This is a genomic window from Tabrizicola piscis, assembly GCF_003940805.1.
Lineage (GTDB): Bacteria > Pseudomonadota > Alphaproteobacteria > Rhodobacterales > Rhodobacteraceae > Tabrizicola > Tabrizicola piscis.
Map to the genome: position 1 here is coordinate 1923434 of NZ_CP034328.1, position 21572 is coordinate 1945005.

Consider the following 21572-nt stretch of genomic DNA (forward strand, 5'->3'; position numbering starts at 1 on the left):
TGCCGCACCCCGGGCTTGCGGTTTTTGCCGCCCGTGTCATACGGGGCGAAACTGTGAGGCGGACATGCAAGACATCCTGTCATTGGCCGGGGCCAACCTGCTGACACCGATGATCCTTTGCTTTGCGCTGGGGCTGTTCGCGGCCCTGGCCCGCAGCGAGTTGACCATCCCCGAGGCCGTGGCAAAGGGGATGTCGATCTACCTGCTGTTTGCCATCGGGTTCAAGGGTGGCGTGGCGGTGGCCGACCACGGGCTTGACGCCCGGCTGGTCGCGGCGCTGGTGGCCGGGGTGGTGCTGTCCTTTGTCATCCCCTTCGTGGCCTTTGGCCTCTTGAAGGCGATGACGCGGCTTTCGGCCACCGACGCAGCGGCAGTGGCGGCGCATTACGGGTCGATCAGCATTGTTACCTTTGTCACCGGGACGTCTGTGGTGCAGGCGGCGGGGCTTTCGTCCGAGGGGTACATGGTGGCGGTCGCGGCGGCGATGGAGGCGCCTGCGATCATCTCGGCGCTTTACCTTGCCAGCCGGTCCGGGGGGCGGGCCGAGAAGATGGACGCGGACCTGTGGCGCGAAATCCTGCTCAACGGGTCGATCGTGCTGCTGGTGGGGTCGTTCCTGATCGGGCTGGTGACCGGCCAACCCGGCATGGCGCGGATCGAGGCGTTCATCGTGGCACCGTTCCAAGGGGTGCTGTGCCTGTTCCTTCTGGACATGGGGCTGGTCGCCGGGCGGGGGATGCGCGGGGCCAAGGGCGTGATGACGCCGGGGGTGCTGGCCTTTGGTCTGGTCATGCCGGTGGTCGGCGCTGCCTTTGGCCTTGCGGCGGGGATGGCGCTGGGGCTTTCGACCGGGGGCGTGGCGCTGATGATGGTGCTGGCGGGGTCGGCCAGTTACATCGCGGTGCCGGCGGCGATGCGGGTCGCCTTGCCCGATGCGAACCCGAGCGTTTACCTGACGCTGTCGCTGGGGGTGACGTTTCCGTTCAATCTGGTGATCGGTATTCCGGCCTGGGTGGCTGTGGCAACGGCGATGGGGGGGTGAGATGCAGACGCACAAGGCAAAACGGGTGGAGATCATCATCGAAGCGCCGATGGAAAGCCGCCTGACTCAGGCGCTGGAAAAGGCGGGGGTGACCGGGTTTTCGGTGCTGCCGGTCCTTGGCGGATCAGGCCGGTCAGGCCGCTGGACACGAGAGGGGCAGGTCGGGCGCAGCGGGATGGTGGCGGTGGTCTGTCTGGTGCGACCGGAGAAGCTGGACGGGTTGCTGGAAGCCGCCTTTACCGTTGTCGAACGGCATATCGGGGTGATCGGGGTCACCGACGCCGAGGTGCTGCGGGCGGAACGGTTCTGACCTTGCCTCGCGGTCGCAGAAAGGAGCGCGTTCCGCGCACGCCTTTTGTCTCGCCTCTGGCGCGTGCCGCGCCAACCGGCTCGGGTCAATGCGCTCCGCGCGGGGATATTTGGGCATAAGGGAAATGAGTGCGGAATGACAGGTAGGGTGCTGCTTCTTGGGGCGACCGGGACCATTGGGCGGGCTACGGCGCGGGCTTTGCTTGATGCGGGCTTTGAGGTGGTGGCATTGGTGCGGCAGGGCGCTGTGTCGCTGCCCGGGTGCCAGGTGGTTCAGGGACGGGTGACCGATCCCAGCGATGTGGCGGCGGTGATGGCCGATGCCCGGCCTTCTGCGGTGGTGTCCTGTCTTGCCAGCCGGACGGGGGAACCTGCCGATGCCTGGGCGGTGGATCACGCGGCGCATTCGGCGGTTCTGAAGGCGGCTGTGGCGGTGGGGGTGGGGCAGTTCGTGCTTCTCTCCGCCATCTGCGTGCAAAAGCCGAAGCTGGAGTTTCAGCGGGCGAAGCTGGCCTTTGAGGCCGAGTTGATGGCAGCGCCGATTGACTGGTCGATCGTGCGGGCGACGGCTTATTTCAAGTCTCTGTCCGGTCAGGTGGCGCGGGTTCAGGCGGGCAAGCCGTTCCTTGTGTTCGGCGACGGGCGGTTGACAGCCTGCAAGCCGATTTCGGACGCTGACCTTGGGCGTTACTTGGCGCTGTGCCTGACAGAGCCTGCGATGCGGAACCGGGTGTCGCCGGTGGGTGGGCCGGGGCCGGCGGTCACGCCGCTGGATCAGGTGGCCATGCTGGAGCGGTTGACGGGCAAGCTGGTGACAGTGAAGCGCGTGCCGGTGGCGATGATGGATGCGATCATCGCGGGGCTGGCGGCGGGGGGTATCCTGTCGGCCAAGTTGCGGGCGAAGGCGGAACTGGCGCGGATCGGGCGGTATTACGCGACCGAGTCGATGCTGGTCTGGGACGGCGCGCGCTATGACGCGGAGGCCACGCCCGAGTTCGGGACCGACCGGCTGGAGGACCATTATGCCGCGATGCTGCGCGGTGAGGTGGCGGACGACCGGGGGGCGCACAAGGTTTTTTAGATGCGGCGATGCCCAAGATTTTTCGGCGAAAAATCTTGGGCTGCCTGGAGTGGCGTCAAAGGCCGGTGGGTTGGCCGACGATGACGAAATGCAGCGCTTCGGGCAGGAAGATGCGCTGTGCCACGCGCTTGATGTCGTCCATCGTCACCGCCTCGATCTTGGCATTGCGGGTGGCCGCGTAGTCGATGGGCATGTCATCCATCTGCATGCCGACAAGAATGTTGGCGATGCGGCCGTTGCCATCAAATCGCAACGGATAAGAACCGGTGAGATAGGTCTTGGTGTCGGCCAGTTCCTGTTCCGTCAGCCCTTCGGTTGCGATGCGGGCCCATTCGGCCTGAACGACGGCAATCGCTTCGGCGACCTTGTCGTTCGAGGCGGAGAACTGGCCCATGAAAAGCTCGGCCTGGTCCATGCCGACAAGATAGCTGCCGATGCCGTAGGTGAGGCCGCGCTTTTCGCGCACTTCCGACATGAGCCGGGCGGTGAAGCGACCGCCGCCAAAGGCTTCGTTCAGGATGAAGGCGGCGAAGAAATCCGGGTCATCGCGGGGGATGCCAACATGGCCAAACAGGACCGAGGCCTGCGGGGTGGGAAAGTCGATGACGGTCTGGCCGGGGGGAAGGAGGAGGTCTGCCTTGGGTGGCAAGGGGGTGCCAGTGGCGGGAAGGTCGCCGAGCAGCGTGTCGAGGAGGGGGCCAAGTTCCTCGGCCGTGATGTCACCGGCAGCGGAGACATAGATCCGGTCACGCGCCAAGGCGCCTTGGTGGGCGGCGAGGATGTCATCGCGGGTGAGTTTGGTCACCGTGTCGATGGTGCCGTCGCCAGTGGAGCCGTAGGGGTGGCTGCCGAACGCCAGCGCGTCAAAGGCGTTGGCGGCGAGGGTGTCGGGGTCCTTTTCGTTGGACCGAAGGTTGGAAAGCACCTGTTCGCGGACGCGGTCGATGGCGTCCTGGTCGAAACGGGGTTCCACGAGCGCTTTGCGGAGGAGGGTGACGGCCTCATCACGGTTCTCCGTCAGGAACCGGACCGAGACGCCGACAGAATCAGTGCCGGAGTCAAAGGTGAAATCGGCGGCAAGGGCATCGCGGGCTTCGGCGAAGGCGCGGCTGTCAAGGTCGGCGGCGCCTTCTTCCAGCAGGGCGGTCATCAGGTTCACAGCACCCCGCTTTTCCGGTGCGTCAAGGGACGTGCCGCCGCGGAACTGGATTTCCAGCGCGGTGAACGGGATGTTGTGGTCTTCCACCAGCCATGCGGTGATGCCGCCGGGGGAGACCACCTCTTTGATCTGGATTTCGGCATAGGCCGGAAGGGTCAGGGCAAGGAAGGCTGCGAAAACGGCACGGATCATTCGGTGGCCTCGGGTACGGTCGCTGTTGCGGGGGCTGCCTCAGGGGTGGCCACAGGGGTGTCTTCTGGCGCGGCCTCTGGGCGGGTCAGCCAACCGGTGACGGCGTTCCGGCGGTCAAAGACCTTGGCGGCGGCGGCCATGATGTCAGCCTCGGTCACCGCGGACAGGGCTTCGTCCCAGCTTTCGATATCGGCAAGCGTAAGGCCGACTGATAGCCCCTCACCATAGCGGCGGGCGAGGCGGTTGACGTCGTCGCGGGCGTAAATGTCACCGGCGCGGACCTGCATGCGGATCCGCTCCAGCGCGGCGGGGTCGGGGCCGGTGGCGAGGAAATCGTCGATCACGCTGTCCATCGCGGCTTCGGCATCGGCAAGGCTGACGCCGGGGGCGGGGACGACAATCAGCCCGAAGGTCGCATCGTCGATGGAGGTGCCATCGTAGAAGGCCGAGGCGTAGACGGCGGTTTGCGTGTCAAACTGCAGCGCCCGGGCAAGGACAGATGTCTGGCCAGAACCGCCGAGGAGTTCGGCCAGAACGGTCAGGGCGGCGGCGTCCTTCTGCGCGCCGGGGTCGCGCTCGGGGGCAGTATAGGTGCGGTAGATATAGGGTTCGGACACGCGTTCATCGGCAAGGGTGATGCGGCGTTCGGCCAGTTGCGGCGGTTCCTGCGGACGGTCGCGCGGGGTTATGCCGTCGCTGGGGACGATGGGGCCATAGTGCTTTTCCGCCAGCGTGCGGGCGGTGTCCGGGTCAACGTCACCGGCGAGGATCAGGATGGCGTTGTTGGGGGCGTAGAAGCGTTCGTAATACTCCAGCGCATCTTCGCGCGACAGTTGCTCCATCTCATGCCGCCAGCCGATGATCGGGATGGCATAGGGGTGGTTCAGGTACTGTGCCGCGCGCATCTGTTCGGACAGAAGCGCGCCGGGGTTGCTGTCGGTGCGCTGGCCGCGTTCTTCAAGAATCACCTGGCGTTCGGTCAGGACATCTTCTTCCGTCAGGCGCAGGTTGCGCATGCGGTCTGCCTCCAGCCCCATGACCAGATCAAGTCGGTCGGCGGCGACGCGCTGGAAATAGGCCGTGTAGTCCCACGAGGTGAAGGCGTTGTCATCGCCGCCCTGCGCCTCAACAATCGCGGAAAACTGGTTCGGGCCGATGGTATCGGTGCCCTTGAACATCAGGTGTTCAAGGAAATGCGCGATGCCGGAATGCCCGGGTGGTTCATCAGCAGCGCCGACGCGGTACCAGATCATCTGCACAACGACGGGGGCGCGGTGGTCTTCGATCACCACCACCTCAAGCCCGTTGTCGAGGGTGAAACTGGTGACGGGTTCGGCTGCGGCGGGCAACGCCAGCGTCAGGGCTGCGAACAGGCCAACGGTCAAGCCGTTCAACAGGCCAAGTTTTCCGGGCATAGAATCCTCCGCGCGGGCTTTGGGGATAGGTGCGGGCCTTTGGCCGCGTTTCAAGCCCTGCAAACGGGCTTGTTACTGTTCGCCATCCTGGCGCGGCGGGGCCGAAGGCGTCTTGACGCCCAGCTTCCGCCAGCGGGACACTTCGGCCTGCTGTTCCAGACGCTGCGACCGGTAGGCGCGGTAGTAGACGTTCACGTTCAACAGGCGTTCCAGGATGCGGCCGTTATTGTCGCGCCGCCACTGCAGGTCTTCCGACGCGAGTGTGGAACGGATGCCGGAATCAACGCCGAAGCGGGCAGCGTGGCTGTAAAGGGCGCCATCCCCGGCTGGGATGCCACCACCGGCGGAGGGACGACCGCCCAGTGCAACAACAGCTTCGTCCAGCGGTTGGGGATCGGTGCGATTGCTGCCGCCCAAGGCAGGTTCCGGCAGTTCGGCAAGGTTTTCCGGCATTTCAAGCGGCTTTGGCGGGACGATGCCGAATTCGTCGGGGCCTTCGCCACCGCGCAGATTCATCAACTGGGGCGTGCCACCGCCGCAGGCGACAAGCGTCAGCATCGCCGCAACCGCGATGATCGCCTTGCCCTTTGCTGCCCGCATTCGCTGCCTCCGCACCCGTCTTTTCCCCGTCTTAGCCTAAAGCTTGGGCCTCGTCACGGGGTCTTTAGCGCTTTGTCCGGGCAGGTTTTCCACCCTTGGGGTTATTCCCGGCAAAGATCACCAGCCCCAGCGCCCCGGCGAAGATGGCGATATCGGCCACGTTGAAAGCATAGGGATTCTCGATCCCGCAGCAGGACATGTTCAGAAAGTCGGCTACAGCGCCATAGGCGATGCGGTCGATCACATTGCCAAGCGCGCCGCCGACCAGCAGGCCGCCGGACAGTTCCGCCTTCCAGTTGCCGCGTTCGCTGCGAATCCACCAGATCACCCAGACCGAGATCGCAAGCGCCACAGCGATCAAGGTCCAGCGCGTCAGATCGGACCCACCGGCAAGCAGGCCGAAGTTCACGCCATAATTCCAGGCCATGCGAAAGACGAGGAAGGGGGGAAGCACGTCGATTTCACCGCGGTTGATCAGGTCAAGGCCGTGGACGATGGCAAGTTTGGTGATCTGGTCGATCCCGAAGGTCGCGGCGGCGGTGATCCAGAAGCGGCGCATGTCAGTGCCGGAAGTGGCGCATGTTGGTGAAGACCATGGCAAGGCCACGTTCGTCCGCCGCCGCGATCACCTCATCATCGCGCATCGATCCGCCAGGCTGGATGATGGCGGTGGCCCCAGCCTCGGCAGCGGTGATCAGGCCATCGGCAAAGGGAAAGAACGCGTCCGAGGCGACGACGGCACCTTTGGTCAGGGGCGCGGGCAGGCCAAGGGTTTCGGCCATGTCTTCGGCCTTGCGGGCGGCAATGCGGGTGCTGTCGACCCGGCTCATCTGCCCTGCGCCCACACCGACCGTCGCGCCGTCCTTCACATAGATGATGGCGTTCGATTTCACATGTTTGGCGACGGTCCAGGCAAACATCAGGTCGGCAAGCTCCTTGTCCGTAGGCGGGCGCTTGGTCACGACCTTGAGGTCGGCCGTCGTGATATGGCCCGCGTCACGGTCTTGCACAAGGAAGCCCCCGGCGACCTGTTTGAAGGCAAGCGCCTTTGCCTTGGGGTCTGGCAGGGCAGAGGTGGTCAGCAGGCGCAGGTTCTTCTTGCCAGCGAAAATCGCCTTGGCTTCGTCGCTGGCACCGGGGGCGATGACGACTTCGGTGAAGATCTTCACGATCTCCTCCGCCGTTTCGGCATCCAGCGGCTGGTTCAGCGCGACGATGCCACCGAAGGCCGAGGTCTGGTCGCAGACATAGGCGCGCTTGTAAGCCTCAACCAGCGTGGCGGCAGTGGCCACGCCGCAGGGGTTGGCGTGCTTGATGATGGCGCAAGACGGCGCTTGGCCAAGGTCGGCCACCAGTTCGAAGGCGGCGTCGGTGTCGTTGATGTTGTTGTAGGACAGTTCCTTGCCCTGCCACTGGCGGGCGGTGGCAACGCCCGGGCGACGGGTGCCGTCGGTATAGAAGGCGGCACTCTGGTGCGGGTTTTCGCCGTAGCGCAGAGGCTGGGCGAGTTTGCCGGCAAAGCTGCGGTAGCGGGGGGTGGGTTCCTTGATCTCGCCCGCCAGCCAGGTGGAAACGGCGGTGTCATAGGCGGCGGTGCGGGAGTAAGCGGTCAGGGCCTGCTTCTGGCGGAAGGCCAGCGTCGTCGCGCCGTCATGGGTCTTCATCTGGGCGATCAGGGCGTCGTAATCGAACGGATCGGTGATGACAGTTACGAAGCGATGGTTCTTCGACGCGGCGCGGATCATGGCGGGGCCGCCGATGTCGATATTTTCGATGCAGGTGGCGTGGTCGGCGCCTTTGGCCACGGTTTCCTCGAAGGGATACAGATTCACGACCAGAAGGTCGATCGGTTCAATCCCATGCGCGGCCATGGCGACAAGGTGTTCGTCATCATCGCGCAAGGCCAGAAGGCCGCCGTGGACATTGGGGTGCAGGGTCTTGACCCGGCCGTCCATCATTTCCGGGAAGCCGGTCACCTCTGCCACATCGCGGACCTTGAGGCCTGCCGTGCGCAGCATCATCAGGGTGCCACTGGTCGAGATGAGTTCGACCCCGTGGCTGGCCAGCGCTCGGGCAAGGTCCAGAAGGCCGGTCTTGTCCGATACCGAAATCAGCGCGCGGCCGATGGGAACGAGGTTGGTCATGCTGAAACCCTGTCGCTGTGCCCCTGGACGGACCTGTCAGCCCTGCCCTTCCGGGTCAGCACCTTCCAGATCACGGATGGCGAGCGGAGTATCCTTTGCCTTCGCCAAGGTCCAGCCTATCCGGGTCTCAAACCCAAGCGCCTGCGCGCGGAGCACGATTTGTGTGCAGGGGCGCGGCTTCACGCGGCCTTTTTCAAGGTAGGCCGAAGGTTCCAGCGTCAGGCTGGCCTGACCGGAAAAGCGGAACACCCAAATCTCGCCGCTGCGCAGCGCCATGGAAACGGCGGTGTCGGCCATGTCGAGGGCCGAATCCACCTCGGGGTGCAGATGAAAGCGGATGGTGAAGCCCGCGCCGGTCATGGCGGTGGTGGTCATCATGTCTTCAAAGCGCTTGCGGGCATCGGCGGTCAGGGCCGTCAGCGCATCGACGCCGGACAGGCGGCGGCCATCGTGGCTGAGCGTCAGGCTGCGGCTGGCGGTAAGGCCATGGCTTTGCAGCCAGCCGTCATGGGCAACGTAAAGGTCGGCGCCTTCGGTCCCTTGCGTCATGCGTGAGGTGGTGATGTTGGCCCGCTGATCCAACGTGGACCCCGATGGCCCAAAGCGTGAGGATGAGGCCCCATCAAGGCAGAGCGCGGAATGCGACTGCGTCGCGCGGGCCGCCTGCCGCCATGACGGGCCGAAACTTTCGCCCGACCCGCAGTTCACGATCAGCGGGCGACGGCCCGAGGTAAGCTCGAACGCGGCGGTCGAGGCATGGGCGGTCCGCGCTGCCCGCCCGCCGGGGGGCGATGAGGCATCGACGATGACCGAGGTGCGCCGCCCGGACAGCCGGACAAAGCCCATCGCAATGGCCGGTGTCGCCCCCGGGCGCGTTCCGGCAGCGGCAAGCGCTTGGTCAAGGCGACCTTCCACACCCTTGCCGCCGCCGTGAAAGCGGGCAAGGTCGCCATCGGCGTGGCGCAGGGTGCGCAGCGCCGGGGCCATGCGGGTGATCGCCGCGGAAACCGCCGGTGGCACCGGATGCGCGGCTTCGGTCATAGCGCTGGCGGCCCAGGTCAGCAGGGTCAGCACCTCAAGTAATTCCTCGGGGTTGCGGGTGGGAATCCCGCCTTCGGCGTCAATCTCGGCCGTGCAGGCGCGGGCAAGGGCGGTGGTGGCCGGGGCAACAAGGCGCTCCATCCCGATCAGGGACTGGCCCGCGTAGACCAGCCCAGTCAGCGCCTCGAACTGCGGCAGGCCCGAGGCCGCGGCCTTCCAGCGGCGGGACAGATAGACCGACTGCCGGGCCAGCGCGCGATAGAAGGCCTGGGTGTCGGCCCGGTTGCGGCCCGACAACAGCAGCGTGGCGTGATGGATCCAGCGGATCATACGACGGCCGGTCAGGTCAGGCGTCCAGCCGGGACCACGGCCCGCGCCGTAGCGGGCGATCCAGCCCCATGTCCAGTCTTGCGCACGCCTGCGCGCATCCGGGGTGCCGAAGGCGGCCAGATCGTCCAGCCAGGCGAAGCCCTGAGCTTCGGAAATGAAGGCGGGATCGGGGGCGGGAATGTCCCACAGCGCAGTGTCGGGGGCTTCGGCCAGATGTCCGGCCAGCAGGATGTTCCCGGCCACCAGCTGCTTGCCACGGGCATAAATCCCGATGGACCGTGGTTCGGGCTGCGACACGAAGCCACCCGCAGGCCGCGTCGTGCGGGCAGCGAATGCGGCCAACCTGTCAGCCAGCCGGCCAAACCGTTCCTGTGCCTTGTCGTTGCTGCCCAAGCCTGCCGCCCCATCCGCCCGGTTTGCCCGGATCATCGCCGCAAAGCATAGCGCGGTCAGGTGGCCCCTGTCACGTCAAAGCCGTCCATCAGACGGATCGGCCCAGACCTGGACCAATCAGGTCACATGGGTGATCCGGTCCATGTATTGGGCCAGATGCGACACCTCGCCCAGCCAGCGGGCCAGAAGCCGTGGGTCATGCGGTGCAGCGTGGACCCCGGCGGGGATTTCGCGGTTCAGCACCGACTCGATCGCCAGAGAGACGGGGACGGACACGAGCCGCCCCATCGCCGTGCCGCGCACGTCGCCCCAGGCATCCATGGCCCAGGTTTCGTGGAAGACCGGCTTGCCATCCTGTTCGGCCTTCAGGGACACGAACAGAACCACACGGTCAGGCTCCCCTTCGGCATAGGCGTTTTCCTGCAAAAGCTGCGCGGCGCGGGCGTCGAGGGCGGCGTTGATTTCGGCCAACGGCTTTCCTTCAAGCCCCTCAATCTCGGCGAAGATCGGGGCCCAAGCGTCGGCCCAGCCGTTCAGACGGATGGTGCCACGGACGAAATCGCGGACGTTCCAGTGCGGTTCGAACCGGTATTCCTCCATAAATGGATAGCTGTCGCGGTTGGGATAGACCTCAAAGCTTTCGGGCTGCGGCAGGGGGGCGTCGTAGCGCGTGATGGCGTCCCAGGGCCGCGCAACGCGCAGTTCGGTGAAGTGGCGCAAGCTGCGCGAGGGCGAGCGGAGCGCCTTGAGCACGCCAGCCGGGGCCCAGCTGAACTTGTAGCGGAAGGCGTTGGCGATCTTCGGCACACCACCGCAGTAGGACGTGAAGCTGATGACATTGTCCGGCGCATAGGCCTTGGAGGCGCGGTAGCGGGCGACCAGATCATGCGCCATCAGATGGTCGATGCCGGGGTCAAGGCCAACCTCGTTGATCGACACCAGACCCGCCTCGCGGAAGGCCTGATCCAGTTCCCGCATCTCCGGCGCGATGTAGGAGGAGGAGGTAAAGTGCGCGCCCTTGGCAAGGCAGGCCTTGGCGATGGGCACATGCTGGTCGGCCGGCAGCATCGACACGGCGATGTCACCGGGCTGCAGGGCGGCGGTCAGCGCCTCAAGGCTGTAGGGGCGGATGTCGGTGGCGATATCGCCGACTTCCGCCTGCGCCTTGGCGACTGTGCGGTTCCAGACCACGACGGGGTGGCCCGCTTCGATCAGGCGGCGCAGGCCGGGGATGGATGACAGGCCTGTGCCGCACCAGTGGATGGTCATGGTCTTTCCTCCTTCGCTTGCCGTGGGATGCAGCAAGAATCTTCGAAAACTCCTGCAAATCTTTTCGAAAAGATTTGCGCGGGCTTAGGCGTTGGCGACATGCCGGTCGAATTCAGCTTTTGCCCGGCCCCAGACGCCCGCATCAAGCGCAGGAAGCGTCAGAAGCGAGGGCAGGAGCTGGGCGGCGTAGTCTTCAGACGATTCCACCGGCATCAGGGATGGCAGGTTGTCGATGGCGGTCACGTCCAGCGGCGGGGCGTCATGCACCCGCAGCGCCGGGGCATCCCAGTCTGTGGCGCGGTCATAGACCTTGATCGGCGAGAAGTCCGAGGTCGGGTCGCAGGCGATGTCGCCGATGACGGTCAACTTGCGCGGGTCGGTCTTGGCGGAGGCGGGCACAAAGACTGGGCAGCCGGGTCGGGCGAGGATGCAGTTGAGGAAGATTTCATGCTGCAAAACCTCGGGGAACGGCCCGCCGGATGCGGTCTCGGCCATGTCCCAGCGGGTGACAGCCACGCCCATCGCAGTGCAAAGGTCGGCGGCACCGGAGCCGACGCGGCCAAGCGCGCCGATGATGATGGCGCGGGGGCGGGACAGGCCGTCAAGCTCGGCGGCAAGCTGGTCAAGAAGTGCTGCCTTGGAAGGGACCTTGCGGACCGGGCCGGCAATGGCGCCGCGCTGTTGGGCGGCCCAGCATTTCAAGGACACGGCAGCCCCAGCATAGCCCGCCCAGTAACCGAAGGCGGCGACGCGGCGGCCATCTTCGTTGACGAGGTATTCAAGGTCATAAAGCGTGCCGCCCCCCGCCTTGAACCGCTGCAGCAGGACACGGCCGGCGGGTTGGCCCTTGTAGGCGTGGCCGAACATGATGTGGCGGTGGGTCAGGGGGGTGCCATCCTCGGGCAGTTCCTTGAGGCCGAAGATGATCGCGTCTGCCGGGGCCTGTGGCCACAGGTTTTCGGCGGCAATCTCACAGCCTGCGGCGCGGTAGCCGTCGATGGGGATGGCGCGGGTCGACGACGCCTCGACCGTCACGCGGAGGCCGGCCTTGATCAGCGCGGCGGCGCCTTCTGGGGTCAGTCCCACGCGCTCTTCATGTGGCCGCTGTTCGGCCCGCACCCAAAGATGGGTCATCGGTCAAGTCCCCTCATATCCGGTTTCCTGACTGATAGCGCCAAGCGGGGGCCGGGAACAGGGGGGAAGGCGGGCCACAATCGGGCAAATCCGGCCAAGCAGGGTTTGCAGAATCTGGTCTGATCTGGTTTCTGGGATACGAAACTGAAGGCACATAGTAATGCAGATTGAAGCGACAGCCCTTGCCGATGTGAAGATCGTGACACCGCGCAGATTTGGCGACGCAAGGGGCTGGTTCGTCGAGACTTGGAATGCAGCCCGCATGACCGAAGCGGGGCTTGACCTGCCGTGGGTGCAAGACAACCATTCCTTCTCGGCCGCAAAGGGCACGCTGCGGGGGCTGCACTACCAATCCCCGCCATACGCGCAGGACAAACTGGTGCGCTGTTCGCGGGGTGCAATCCTGGATGTGGCGGTGGATATCCGCAAAGGCTCACCCGGCTATGGCAAATGGGTCGGGGTGGAACTTTCGGCCGAGAACGGGCAGCAAATGTTCGTGCCCAAAGGCTTCCTGCACGGGTTCCTGACCCTGACCGACGATGTCGAGGTGCAGTACAAATGCACCGAGCTTTACAGCCCTGCACATGATGGTGCAGTGCGCTGGGATGATCCCGCAATCGGGATCGACTGGGGGACTGACGCGCCGATCCTGTCCGACAAGGACGCGAAAGCACCGCTGCTGGCAGAAATCGGTACCCCGTTCCAATGGGGGCGCGCATGAAGCTGCTGGTTACGGGAGGGGCAGGGTTCATCGGGTCTGCCGTCGTGCGGGCAGCGATTGCGCGCGGGCATCAGGTGGTCAATGTTGACGCGCTGACCTATGCGGCCTGTCTGGAAAGCCTTGCGCCAGTGGCGGGGTCGAACCTTTACAGCTTCGAGCATTGCGATATCCGCGACCGTGAGGCTTTGGACAAAGTGTTTGCCGCCCATTCCCCCGACGCGGTGATGCACCTTGCGGCGGAAAGCCATGTCGACCGGTCCATCGACGGCCCGGGCGAGTTCATCGCCACCAACATCACCGGCACCTACACCATGCTGGAGGCGGCGCGGTCCTATTGGGTGGGCCAAGGCAAGCCGGAGGGGTTCCGGTTCCACCACATCTCCACCGATGAGGTGTTTGGCTCGCTTGGGCCGGAAGGGCGGTTCGATGAAGACACGCCCTATGATCCCCGCAGCCCCTATTCGGCATCGAAGGCGGCCAGCGATCATCTGGTGCGCGCCTGGGGCGAAACCTATGGCTTGCCGGTCGTGGTGACGAACTGCTCCAACAACTATGGGCCCTACCATTTCCCGGAAAAGCTGATCCCGGTGGTGATCCTGAACGCGCTGCATGGCCGCCCGATCCCGGTCTATGGCGCGGGGGAGAACGTGCGCGACTGGCTGTTCGTCGAAGACCATGCCGAGGCGCTTTTGACCGTGGTCGAACGCGGCACGGTCGGCAGGACCTACTGCATCGGGGGCGAGGCCGAGGCGCGGAATATCGACATCGTGCGCAGCATCTGCGCGCTGATGGACGAGATGCATCCGCAAGGCGCGCCGCATGATCGGCTGGTCACCTTCGTGACCGACAGGCCCGGGCATGATGCGCGCTATGCGATTGATCCGTCGCGGATCCGTGAGGAACTGGGCTGGCGCCCATCGGTCACGCTGGATCAAGGGCTGCGCCGGACAGTGCGCTGGTTCCTCGACAACCGCGCCTGGTGGGAGCCGCTGCTGGTGCGGCAGGGCGTGGGGCAGCGGCTGGGGACGAAGGCGTGAGCATGAAGGTGCTGGTCTTCGGTCAGACGGGCCAGGTCGCGCGGGAACTGGTGCGCCGGGCACCGCAGGGTGTGACGGTCATCGCCTTGGGCCGGGACCGGGCAGACCTTGCCGATCCGGGGGCCTGTGCGGCCGTGGTGGCCGAGGCGGCGGTGGATGCGGTCATCAACGCAGCTGCCTGGACAGCCGTAGACAAGGCCGAGACCGAGGAGCCTGCAGCGACGATCGTGAATGGCGCGGCCGCAGCGGCGATGGCGGCGGCGGCGGCAGCACGGGGGCTGCCGTTCCTGCATATCTCCACTGACTATGTCTTTGACGGGACAGGGGAAAACCCCTTTACCCCAGATCACCCGACAGCGCCTTTGGGGGCCTATGGCCGGTCAAAGCTGATGGGCGAGGCGGGGGTTCGGGCCGCAGCGGGGCGTCATCTGATCTTGCGGACCTCGTGGGTGTTCTCGGCCCATGGGGCGAACTTCGTCAAGACGATGCTGCGGCTTGGGCGCGAGCGGGACGTGCTGCGCGTGGTGGCCGATCAGGTCGGCGGCCCTACCCCAGCCGCCGCGATTGCCGACGCTTTGTTCGTCGCGGCCCGGGGCCTGTGCGATGGCGCGCCGGGCGGAATCCATCATTTTGCGGGCGCGCCAGATGCAAGCTGGGCGGATTTCGCGCGCGAGATCATGGCTATGGCGGGGCTTGGCTGCCGTGTGGAAGGCATTCCTTCGTCGGAATATCCTACCCCGGCGCAGCGGCCCCTGAACTCCCGGCTGGATTGCGCCGGGTTCGAGACGGCATTTGGCATGCCGCGCCCGGATTGGCGGGCCGGTCTTCAGGATGTATTGACGGAGTTGGGCGCATGAAACGCAAAGGTATTCTGCTGGCCGGTGGCACGGGGTCGCGGCTTTGGCCCATTACGCTGGGGACATCAAAGCAACTGCTGCCGATCTATGACAAGCCGATGGTCTACTATCCGCTGTCGGTCCTGATGCTGGCCGGCATCCGCGAGATTGCGATCATCACCACGCCCGATGACCAGCCGCAGTTCCAGCGCCTTTTGGGCGACGGCGGGCAATGGGGGGTCAGCTTTACCTGGGTTATCCAGGAACGGCCGGAGGGTTTGGCACAGGCCTATCTTCTGACGCGCGATTTTCTGGACGGCGCGCCTTCGGCAATGGTTCTGGGCGACAACATCTTTTTCGGCCACGGCCTGCCAGAAGTCCTGACCCGCGCGGATGCGCAGGCGTCTGGCGGGACGGTCTTCGGCTATCACGTCGCCGACCCCGAACGATATGGTGTGGCCGCCTTTGATGCCGATGGCCGGGTGACGATGATTGTGGAAAAGCCCAAGGTCCCGCCGTCAAGCTTTGCCATCACCGGGCTTTACTTTCTGGACGGACGCGCCCCGGACCTTGCCGCCAAGGTGCGGCCATCAGAGCGGGGGGAGCTGGAGATCGTTGACCTGCTTGAAGCCTACCGCGCCGAGGGGTCGTTGCAGGTGGAGCGGATGGGACGCGGCTTTGCCTGGCTTGATACCGGCACACCGGGCAGCCTTCTGGATGCAGGGAACTTCGTGCGGACGCTGCAGGACCGGCAGGGGATGCAGGTCGGATCACCGGACGAGATTGCGTTCCGGCAGGGGTGGATCGACCGCGACGGGTTGGCCGCACGGACCCGGGTGTTCGGGAAAAGCAGCTATGGGACACAGCTCGCTTCGGTCTTGCGGGAGTGAGCGATTTCTTTGAAGACATCGAGCCGGAGCCTTTGAAGGCTCCGGTCCGGAATTTTTGAAAATTCCGGGGCTTCGGGGTTAGTGGGCGGCTTCGGGGGACGGACGCCGGATCTGGGCGGCGGCTTCCATCACAAGCGGGCGCAGGTCCCTGCCGCCGGCGTCGATCACCTCAAACAGCTGGCGGCGCATCCGGGGTTCCCAGAAATCGTTGATATGACTGGCCAGTCCGGCGACGCCTTCTGCATGGGGCTTGGACTCCATGAAAGTGGCGATCTGATTGGCCATGTGGACAAGTTTTTCAGCGGACATGGCTTTCCTCAAGAATGCGGTCGGAATGGGTGAAGACCTCAAACCGGTCAGACCGGGCAAGGGCGATAAGTGTGATGCCAGCGCTTTCCGCCAGCGTCACGGCATCGGCGGTGGGGGCAGAAACCGCGATGATCATCGGCGCCCCAAGCATGGCGACCTTCTGCACCATGTCGATGGACACGCGGGACGTCAGGACCACCGCGCCCGCAGGGCTGGTTCCTATGCGCACCATGGCGCCGACGAGCTTATCCAACGCGTTGTGGCGGCCGACATCTTCCCGGGCAAGGGTCAGCTTGCCATTCCAGAAGGCGGCACAATGGACCGCGCGGGTAGCGTCGTGCAGGCGCTGCTGGGCGGGAAGGCTGGCGACAGCCTCCATCACATGCGCCGGGGTCATGCGGAAGGCTGACGGCTGCGCCGTGGGGACATCGCGCAGCGCCTGATCCAGACTGTCGATACCGCACAGGCCGCAGCCGACCGGGCCTGTCATCGTACGGCGGCGGGCGGACAGTTTCGCTTCGGCTTCAGGGGCAAGCCAGATCTGTACATCGCGGCCCTTGGGCAGGGTTTCAACCTCGACCGACAGAATATCCGCGGGCGTCGCAATGCCTTCGGTCTGCGCAAAGCCATAGCCGAAATCCACCAGATCCTCAGGCGTGGCCATCATCACGGCCTGCGTCGTGCCGTTGAACGACAGCGCCACGGCAACCTCCTCGGGCAGCATGCGCTTGCCAGACTGGGCCCCCGGTTGGACCGAGGGACCGAAAACCAGCCGAGGGGTCGCCCGCGCGCCGATCATGCTGTCGGTCATTCCGCCGCCAGAATCCGGCGCGAATGGGCGGCTTGGGCGTTATAGTCCTGCTGCCATTCCGTCGGCCCGTTGGAGGGCGAGACCTGAACCGCCGTCACCTTGTATTCCGGGCAGTTGGTGGCCCAATCGCTGAAGTCGGTGGTGATGACGTTGGCTTGCGTATCGGGATGGTGGAAGGTGGTGTAGACCACACCCGGGCTGACCCGATCGGTAAGCGTGGCCCGCAGGCTGGTATCACCGGAACGCGAGGCCAGACGCACCCAATCGCCCTCTTTCACGCCGCGCACTTCGGCGTCGTGGGGGTGGATTTCCAGCAGATCCTCATCATGCCAGATCACGTTCGCCGTCCGCCGGGTCTGCGCGCCGACGTTGTATTGCGACAGGATCCGCCCGGTGGTGAGGAGAAGCGGAAACCGCGGGCCCGTGCGTTCATCGGTGGCCACGTATTCCGTCCGGATGAACTTGCCCTTGCCGCGCACGAAGCCGTCGATATGCATCAGCGGCGTCCCTTCGGGCGAGGCCTCGTTGCAGGGCCACTGGACCGATCCCATCTCCTCCAGCTTCTCATAGCTGACGCCCGCGAAGCTGGGGGTGAGGAGGGCGATTTCGTCCATGATCTGCGACGGGTGGGTGTAGGTCCAGTTCGCGCCCATGGCTTGGGCGAACAGCTGGGTCACCTCCCAGTCGGCATAGCCCTGGCGGGGGGCCATCACCTTGCGGACACGGTTGATCCGGCGTTCGGCGTTGGTGAAGGTGCCGTCCTTTTCCAGAAAGCTGGAGCCGGGGAAGAACACATGCGCGTAGTTCGCCGTCTCGTTCAGGAAAAGGTCGTGGACGATCACACATTCCATCGCCGCAAGCCCCGCCGCGACGTGCTTGGTATCGGGGTCGGATTGCAGGATATCCTCTCCCTGGCAGTAAAGGCCCTTGAACGTGCCCTCCACCGCCGCGTCCAGCATGTTGGGGATGCGCAGGCCCGGTTCGTTGTCGATCTTGACGCCCCAAAGGTCCTCGAACACTGACCGCACGGCGTCATTCTTGACGTGGCGATAGCCGGGCAGTTCGTGCGGGAAAGACCCCATGTCACACGATCCCTGCACGTTGTTCTGCCCCCGCAGCGGGTTCACGCCCACGCCGGGACGGCCGATGTTGCCGGTCAGCATGGCAAGGTTGGCGATCCCGATCACGGTGGTGGAACCTTGGGAGTGTTCCGTTACGCCCAGACCATAGTAGATCGCCCCGTTGCCGCCGGTGGCGTAAAGCCTTGCAGCCGCTCGAAGCTCATCAGCCTTCACGCCGGTCAGCAGTTCCGTCGCCTCGGGCGAGTGGTTCGGCTGGCTGACGAATTCGGCATAGTCCTGGAATTCGTCCCAATCGCAACGCTCGCGGATGAAAGCCTCATCCATCAGGCCTTCGGTCACGATCACATGCGCCAGCGCCGTCACAACGGCGACGTTGGTGCCCGGGCGCAGCGGCAGGTGGTGCGCGGCCTTCACATGCGGGCTGTCGACCAGATCAATCCGGCGCGGGTCGATCACGATCAGCTTGGCCCCTTTCCGCAGGCGCTTTTTCAAGCGGCTGGCAAAGACCGGGTGACCGTCCGTCGGGTTCGCGCCGATGACGATGACAACGTCAGTGTGTTCAACGCTGTCAAAATCTTGCGTGCCCGCGCTGGTACCGAACGTCTGGCCAAGGCCATAGCCGGTCGGCGAATGGCACACCCGGGCGCAGGTATCCGTATTGTTGTTCATGAACACGGCACGGGTCAGTTTCTGGACCAGATACGCCTCTTCATTCGTGCAACGACTGGAGGTGATGACCCCCACCGATTGCCGCCCGTATTTTTCCTGGATGCCCTTCATCCGGTTGGCCGCAAACTCCATCGCCTCGGGCCAGGAGACTTCCTGCCAGGGGTCGTTGATGTTCTCGCGGATCATCGGGTTCAGGATGCGGTCCTTGTGCGACGCATAGCCATAGGCGAACCGGCCCTTGACGCAGGAATGGCCCCGGTTGGCCTTGCCGTGTTTGTAGGGCGTCATGCGAACCAGCTCATCGCCCCGCATTTCGGCCTTGAAGCTGCAGCCGACGCCGCAATAGGCGCAGGTGGTGATGACGGAATGCGACGGGGTGCCGATGTCGATGATCGACTTTTCGGTCAGCGTCGCCGTCGGGCAGGCCTGTACGCAAGCGCCGCAGCTGACGCAATCCGAGGCGAGCGCATTGTCGGTCTTTGCGCCAAAGGAAACGCGGCTGTCGAAGCCCCGACCTTCGATGGTCAGGGCGAAGGTGCCTTGCACTTCCTCGCACGCGCGGACACAGCGGGAGCAGACGATGCACTTGGCCGGATCATAGGCGAAGTAGGGGTTGCTGTCGTCTTTCGGCAGCCACTGGGGATTGGCCTCACCACTGGTGTTCTTCGCGCGGAAGTGGGTATCCACCGCCTCATAGCGCACATCGCGCAGGCCGACGGCACCAGCCATGTCCTGCAGCTCGCAGTCGCCATTCGCCGCGCAGGTCAGGCAGTCCAGCGGGTGGTCACTGATGTAAAGCTCCATCACGCCGCGGCGCAGTTGCTTCAGCTTGGCGTTCTGGGTGTGGACCTTGAGGCCCGGGGCGACGGGGGTGGTGCATGAGGCCGGGGTACCGTTGCGGCCTTCGATTTCCACCAGACACAGACGGCAGGACCCGAAGGCCTCAATGCTGTCAGTGGCGCAAAGTTTGGGGACCTGGATACCTGCCTCAGCCGCCGCGCGCATGATGGACGTGCCTTCAGGGACGGTCACGTCAAAGCCGTCGATGGTCAATGTGACCATCTGTTTGCTTTTCGCCGCTGGCGTGCCGAAATCGCGATCCGGGATGATGAAGTCTTTCATTCGGCGGCCTCCTTCATCGGGGCAAAGTCATCGGGGAAATGGGTCAGTGCGCTCATCACCGGGTAGGGCGTGAACCCCCCCAAAGCGCAAAGCGAACCCGCTTTCATGGTGTTGCACAGGTCGGTCAGCAGCGGGATGGCATCCGCATCCCCCTTGGCGATGCGGTCGATGGTTTCCGTTCCGCGCACCGCACCAATACGGCAGGGGGTGCACTTGCCGCAGGATTCGATGGCGCAAAACTCCATCGCGAAGCGGGCCAGGGAAAGCATGTCGGCGCTGTCATCAAACACGGTCAGCCCCGCATGGCCGATCAGCCCGCCTTGGCCGGCGAATTCCTCATAGCCGAAGGGCGTGTCAAAGTCCTTGCGCGGATGGTAGGCGCCAAGCGGCCCACCGACCTGCACCGCCTTGACCGGGCGGCCGCTTGCGCAACCCCCTGCGATATCTTCAACAATCTGGCCCAAGGTCAGCCCGAACGCCGTTTCGTAAAGCCCGCCGTAGCGAACATTTCCGGCGATCTGCAGCGGGATCGTGCCACGGCTGCGGCCAAGACCGAAGTCCTTGTAGTAGGCCGCCCCCTTGGCCAGGATCACCGGCACGGAGGCCAGCGAAATCACGTTGTTGACGACCGTCGGCTGCCCCATGAAGCCTTGCAGCGCCGGCAGCGGCGGCTTGGCGCGAACCACGCCGCGCTTGCCTTCAAGGCTGTTCAGCAGCGACGTTTCCTCGCCACAGACATAGGCGCCAGCGCCGACCCGAATTTCGATGTCGAAGGCCGGGCCAAGCAACCCCGCATCCTGGGCAATCGCCACAGCGGCTTCCATCACGCGGATGGCGATGGGGTATTCCGAACGAACGTACACAAACCCCTTGGTCGCCCCGCAGGCAAGACCCGCAATCGCCATGCCTTCGATCAGGGTGAAGGGGTCACCCTCCATCAGCATGCGGTCGGCGAACGTGGCGCTGTCGCCCTCATCGGCGTTGCAGACGATGTACTTGCGGTCACCGGGGGCCTCGGACACGGTTTTCCACTTGATGCCCGTAGGGAAACCCGCCCCGCCCCGCCCGCGCAAGCCGCTTTCAGTCACCTCGGCCACGATTTCGGCCTTGGCCATGGTTTGCGCCCGGCGCAGGCCCAACAGCCCGCCATGCGCTTCGTATTCAACCAGCGACAAGGGGTCGATCACGCCAACGCGGGCGAAGGTCAGCCGAGTCTGGCCCACCATCCACGGCAGGTCTTCCACCAGGCCCAGCGCCATTGCATGGGCCGACAGGTCACCGAACAACGCGGGCACGTCTGCCACCGTCATCGGCCCAAAGCCCAGACGCCCGGCATCCGTCACCACCTCGACCAGCGGTTCCAGCCAGACCATCCCGCGCGAGCCGTTGCGGACAACATCGACCGTCACGCCCCGGCGCGTGGCTTCGGCAACAACCGCAGCGGCAATCGCATCGGCGCCAAGCGCCACGGCGGCGCTATCAAGGGGAATGTAAACTTTCATTCGGCAACCTCCGCGACGATCCCGGCATCGCAGCGGCCGACCAGTCGCCCATCCACCATCGCCGCAGGCCCGCAGGCGCATAGCCCGAGGCAGAACACCGGTTCCAGCGTCACGCGGCCATCAGGCGTGGTTTCGTGCCAGTCAATGCCAAGCGCCGCCTTGACGGCACCGGCCACCCGGTCGGCACCCATGGCCTGACAGGCCTCAGCGCGGCAAAGTTTCAGCACATGGCGGCCGGCGGGCATATCGCGGAAGTCGTGGTAGAAGGTGACCACGCCATGCACTTCGGCCTTGGACAGGTTCAGCGCTTTGGCAATCTGCGGAACCGCCGCCTGCGGGATGTGGCCGAAAGCGGCCTGTACGTCATGCAGGATGGGCAGCAAAGGGCCTTCAAGGCTGCGATGCGCCTCAAGGATCTCGGCGATCCGGTCGGAAAGGTCTGCGGAATCAAGCATGCGGGCGTCCCTGGCTGGCTTGCCGCCGT

The 21572-nt window shown here is 65.0% G+C and carries 20 protein-coding genes; 7 read left to right on the forward strand and 13 right to left on the reverse strand.

What is annotated here, in order from left to right; all coding sequences use genetic code 11:
* The first annotated feature begins 64 nt into the window (after positions 1-64).
* The 3 genes from EI545_RS09365 to EI545_RS09375 all read left to right on the forward strand — a co-directional run bounded on the left by EI545_RS09365 (position 65) and on the right by EI545_RS09375 (position 2432).
* On the forward strand, positions 65-1042 hold the full coding sequence (locus EI545_RS09365) for a sodium-dependent bicarbonate transport family permease (protein WP_125325226.1): 978 nt from the start codon (positions 65-67) through the stop codon (positions 1040-1042).
* 1 nt (position 1043) lies between these two features.
* Positions 1044-1352 (forward strand): P-II family nitrogen regulator, encoded by a 309-nt coding sequence (locus tag EI545_RS09370; RefSeq protein ID WP_125325227.1) that lies wholly within the window; start codon positions 1044-1046, stop codon positions 1350-1352.
* Positions 1353-1487: 135 nt separating this feature from the next.
* Positions 1488-2432 (forward strand): NAD(P)H-binding protein, encoded by a 945-nt coding sequence (locus tag EI545_RS09375; protein ID WP_125325228.1) that lies wholly within the window; start codon positions 1488-1490, stop codon positions 2430-2432.
* 55 nt (positions 2433-2487) lie between these two features.
* Here the strand turns inward: EI545_RS09375 and EI545_RS09380 are convergent, their stop codons facing one another.
* From EI545_RS09380 to EI545_RS09415, 8 genes are all read right to left on the reverse strand, one after another.
* Complete coding sequence (locus EI545_RS09380; protein WP_125325229.1) at positions 2488-3783, reverse strand: M16 family metallopeptidase; 1296 nt, start codon at positions 3781-3783, stop codon at positions 2488-2490.
* Positions 3780-5198, reverse strand: coding sequence for a M16 family metallopeptidase (locus EI545_RS09385; protein WP_125325230.1), 1419 nt, complete (start codon positions 5196-5198; stop codon positions 3780-3782). Before EI545_RS09385 ends, EI545_RS09380 begins: the two co-directional genes overlap by 4 nt.
* A 72-nt stretch (positions 5199-5270) precedes the next feature.
* Positions 5271-5798: a DUF3035 domain-containing protein gene (locus EI545_RS09390; RefSeq protein WP_125325231.1), complete on the reverse strand. Its 528-nt coding sequence runs from the start codon at positions 5796-5798 to the stop codon at positions 5271-5273.
* A 64-nt stretch (positions 5799-5862) separates the two neighbouring features.
* Positions 5863-6357 (reverse strand): signal peptidase II, encoded by a 495-nt coding sequence (lspA, locus tag EI545_RS09395; RefSeq protein WP_125325232.1) that lies wholly within the window; start codon positions 6355-6357, stop codon positions 5863-5865.
* Position 6358: 1 nt separating this feature from the next.
* Positions 6359-7942 (reverse strand): bifunctional phosphoribosylaminoimidazolecarboxamide formyltransferase/IMP cyclohydrolase, encoded by a 1584-nt coding sequence (gene purH / locus EI545_RS09400; protein WP_125325233.1) that lies wholly within the window; start codon positions 7940-7942, stop codon positions 6359-6361.
* 36 nt (positions 7943-7978) lie between these two features.
* On the reverse strand, positions 7979-9742 hold the full coding sequence (locus EI545_RS09405; protein ID WP_125325234.1) for a heparinase II/III family protein: 1764 nt from the start codon (positions 9740-9742) through the stop codon (positions 7979-7981).
* A gap of 81 nt (positions 9743-9823) precedes the next feature.
* Complete coding sequence (locus tag EI545_RS09410; protein ID WP_125325235.1) at positions 9824-10975, reverse strand: saccharopine dehydrogenase family protein; 1152 nt, start codon at positions 10973-10975, stop codon at positions 9824-9826.
* 84 nt (positions 10976-11059) lie between these two features.
* A complete protein-coding gene (locus tag EI545_RS09415) occupies positions 11060-12109 on the reverse strand; it encodes a saccharopine dehydrogenase (RefSeq protein WP_125325236.1) in 1050 nt (349 codons plus the stop codon).
* A gap of 160 nt (positions 12110-12269) precedes the next feature.
* On the opposite strand from EI545_RS09415, the gene rfbC reads away from it, so the two are divergent.
* The 4 genes from rfbC to rfbA are packed head-to-tail and all read left to right on the forward strand — an operon-like array spanning position 12270 to position 15593.
* Positions 12270-12830 (forward strand): dTDP-4-dehydrorhamnose 3,5-epimerase, encoded by a 561-nt coding sequence (gene rfbC / locus EI545_RS09420; protein ID WP_125325237.1) that lies wholly within the window; start codon positions 12270-12272, stop codon positions 12828-12830.
* Positions 12827-13867, forward strand: coding sequence for a dTDP-glucose 4,6-dehydratase (rfbB, locus tag EI545_RS09425; protein WP_125325238.1), 1041 nt, complete (start codon positions 12827-12829; stop codon positions 13865-13867). Before rfbC ends, rfbB begins: the two co-directional genes overlap by 4 nt.
* A gap of 2 nt (positions 13868-13869) precedes the next feature.
* Positions 13870-14724, forward strand: a complete 855-nt coding sequence (gene rfbD, locus EI545_RS09430; protein ID WP_125325239.1) for a dTDP-4-dehydrorhamnose reductase — start codon at positions 13870-13872, stop codon at positions 14722-14724.
* On the forward strand, positions 14721-15593 hold the full coding sequence (gene rfbA, locus EI545_RS09435; protein ID WP_125325240.1) for a glucose-1-phosphate thymidylyltransferase RfbA: 873 nt from the start codon (positions 14721-14723) through the stop codon (positions 15591-15593). The genes rfbD and rfbA overlap by 4 nt, the downstream gene beginning before the upstream one ends.
* A gap of 78 nt (positions 15594-15671) precedes the next feature.
* Here the strand turns inward: rfbA and EI545_RS09440 are convergent, their stop codons facing one another.
* The 5 genes from EI545_RS09440 to EI545_RS09460 are packed head-to-tail and all read right to left on the reverse strand — an operon-like array spanning position 15672 to position 21543.
* On the reverse strand, positions 15672-15902 hold the full coding sequence (locus EI545_RS09440) for a formate dehydrogenase subunit delta (protein ID WP_125325241.1): 231 nt from the start codon (positions 15900-15902) through the stop codon (positions 15672-15674).
* Positions 15892-16713: a formate dehydrogenase accessory sulfurtransferase FdhD gene (gene fdhD / locus EI545_RS09445; protein WP_245990350.1), complete on the reverse strand. Its 822-nt coding sequence runs from the start codon at positions 16711-16713 to the stop codon at positions 15892-15894. The genes EI545_RS09440 and fdhD overlap by 11 nt, the downstream gene beginning before the upstream one ends.
* The gene (gene fdhF, locus EI545_RS09450; protein ID WP_125325242.1) at positions 16710-19586 is read right to left on the reverse strand and encodes a formate dehydrogenase subunit alpha; all 2877 of its coding nucleotides are present in this window, start codon (positions 19584-19586) and stop codon (positions 16710-16712) included. The genes fdhD and fdhF overlap by 4 nt, the downstream gene beginning before the upstream one ends.
* The gene (locus tag EI545_RS09455; protein WP_125325243.1) at positions 19583-21088 is read right to left on the reverse strand and encodes an NADH-ubiquinone oxidoreductase-F iron-sulfur binding region domain-containing protein; all 1506 of its coding nucleotides are present in this window, start codon (positions 21086-21088) and stop codon (positions 19583-19585) included. Before EI545_RS09455 ends, fdhF begins: the two co-directional genes overlap by 4 nt.
* The gene (locus EI545_RS09460) at positions 21085-21543 is read right to left on the reverse strand and encodes a formate dehydrogenase subunit gamma (RefSeq protein WP_125325244.1); all 459 of its coding nucleotides are present in this window, start codon (positions 21541-21543) and stop codon (positions 21085-21087) included. The genes EI545_RS09455 and EI545_RS09460 overlap by 4 nt, the downstream gene beginning before the upstream one ends.
* Positions 21544-21572: the final 29 nt, after the last annotated feature.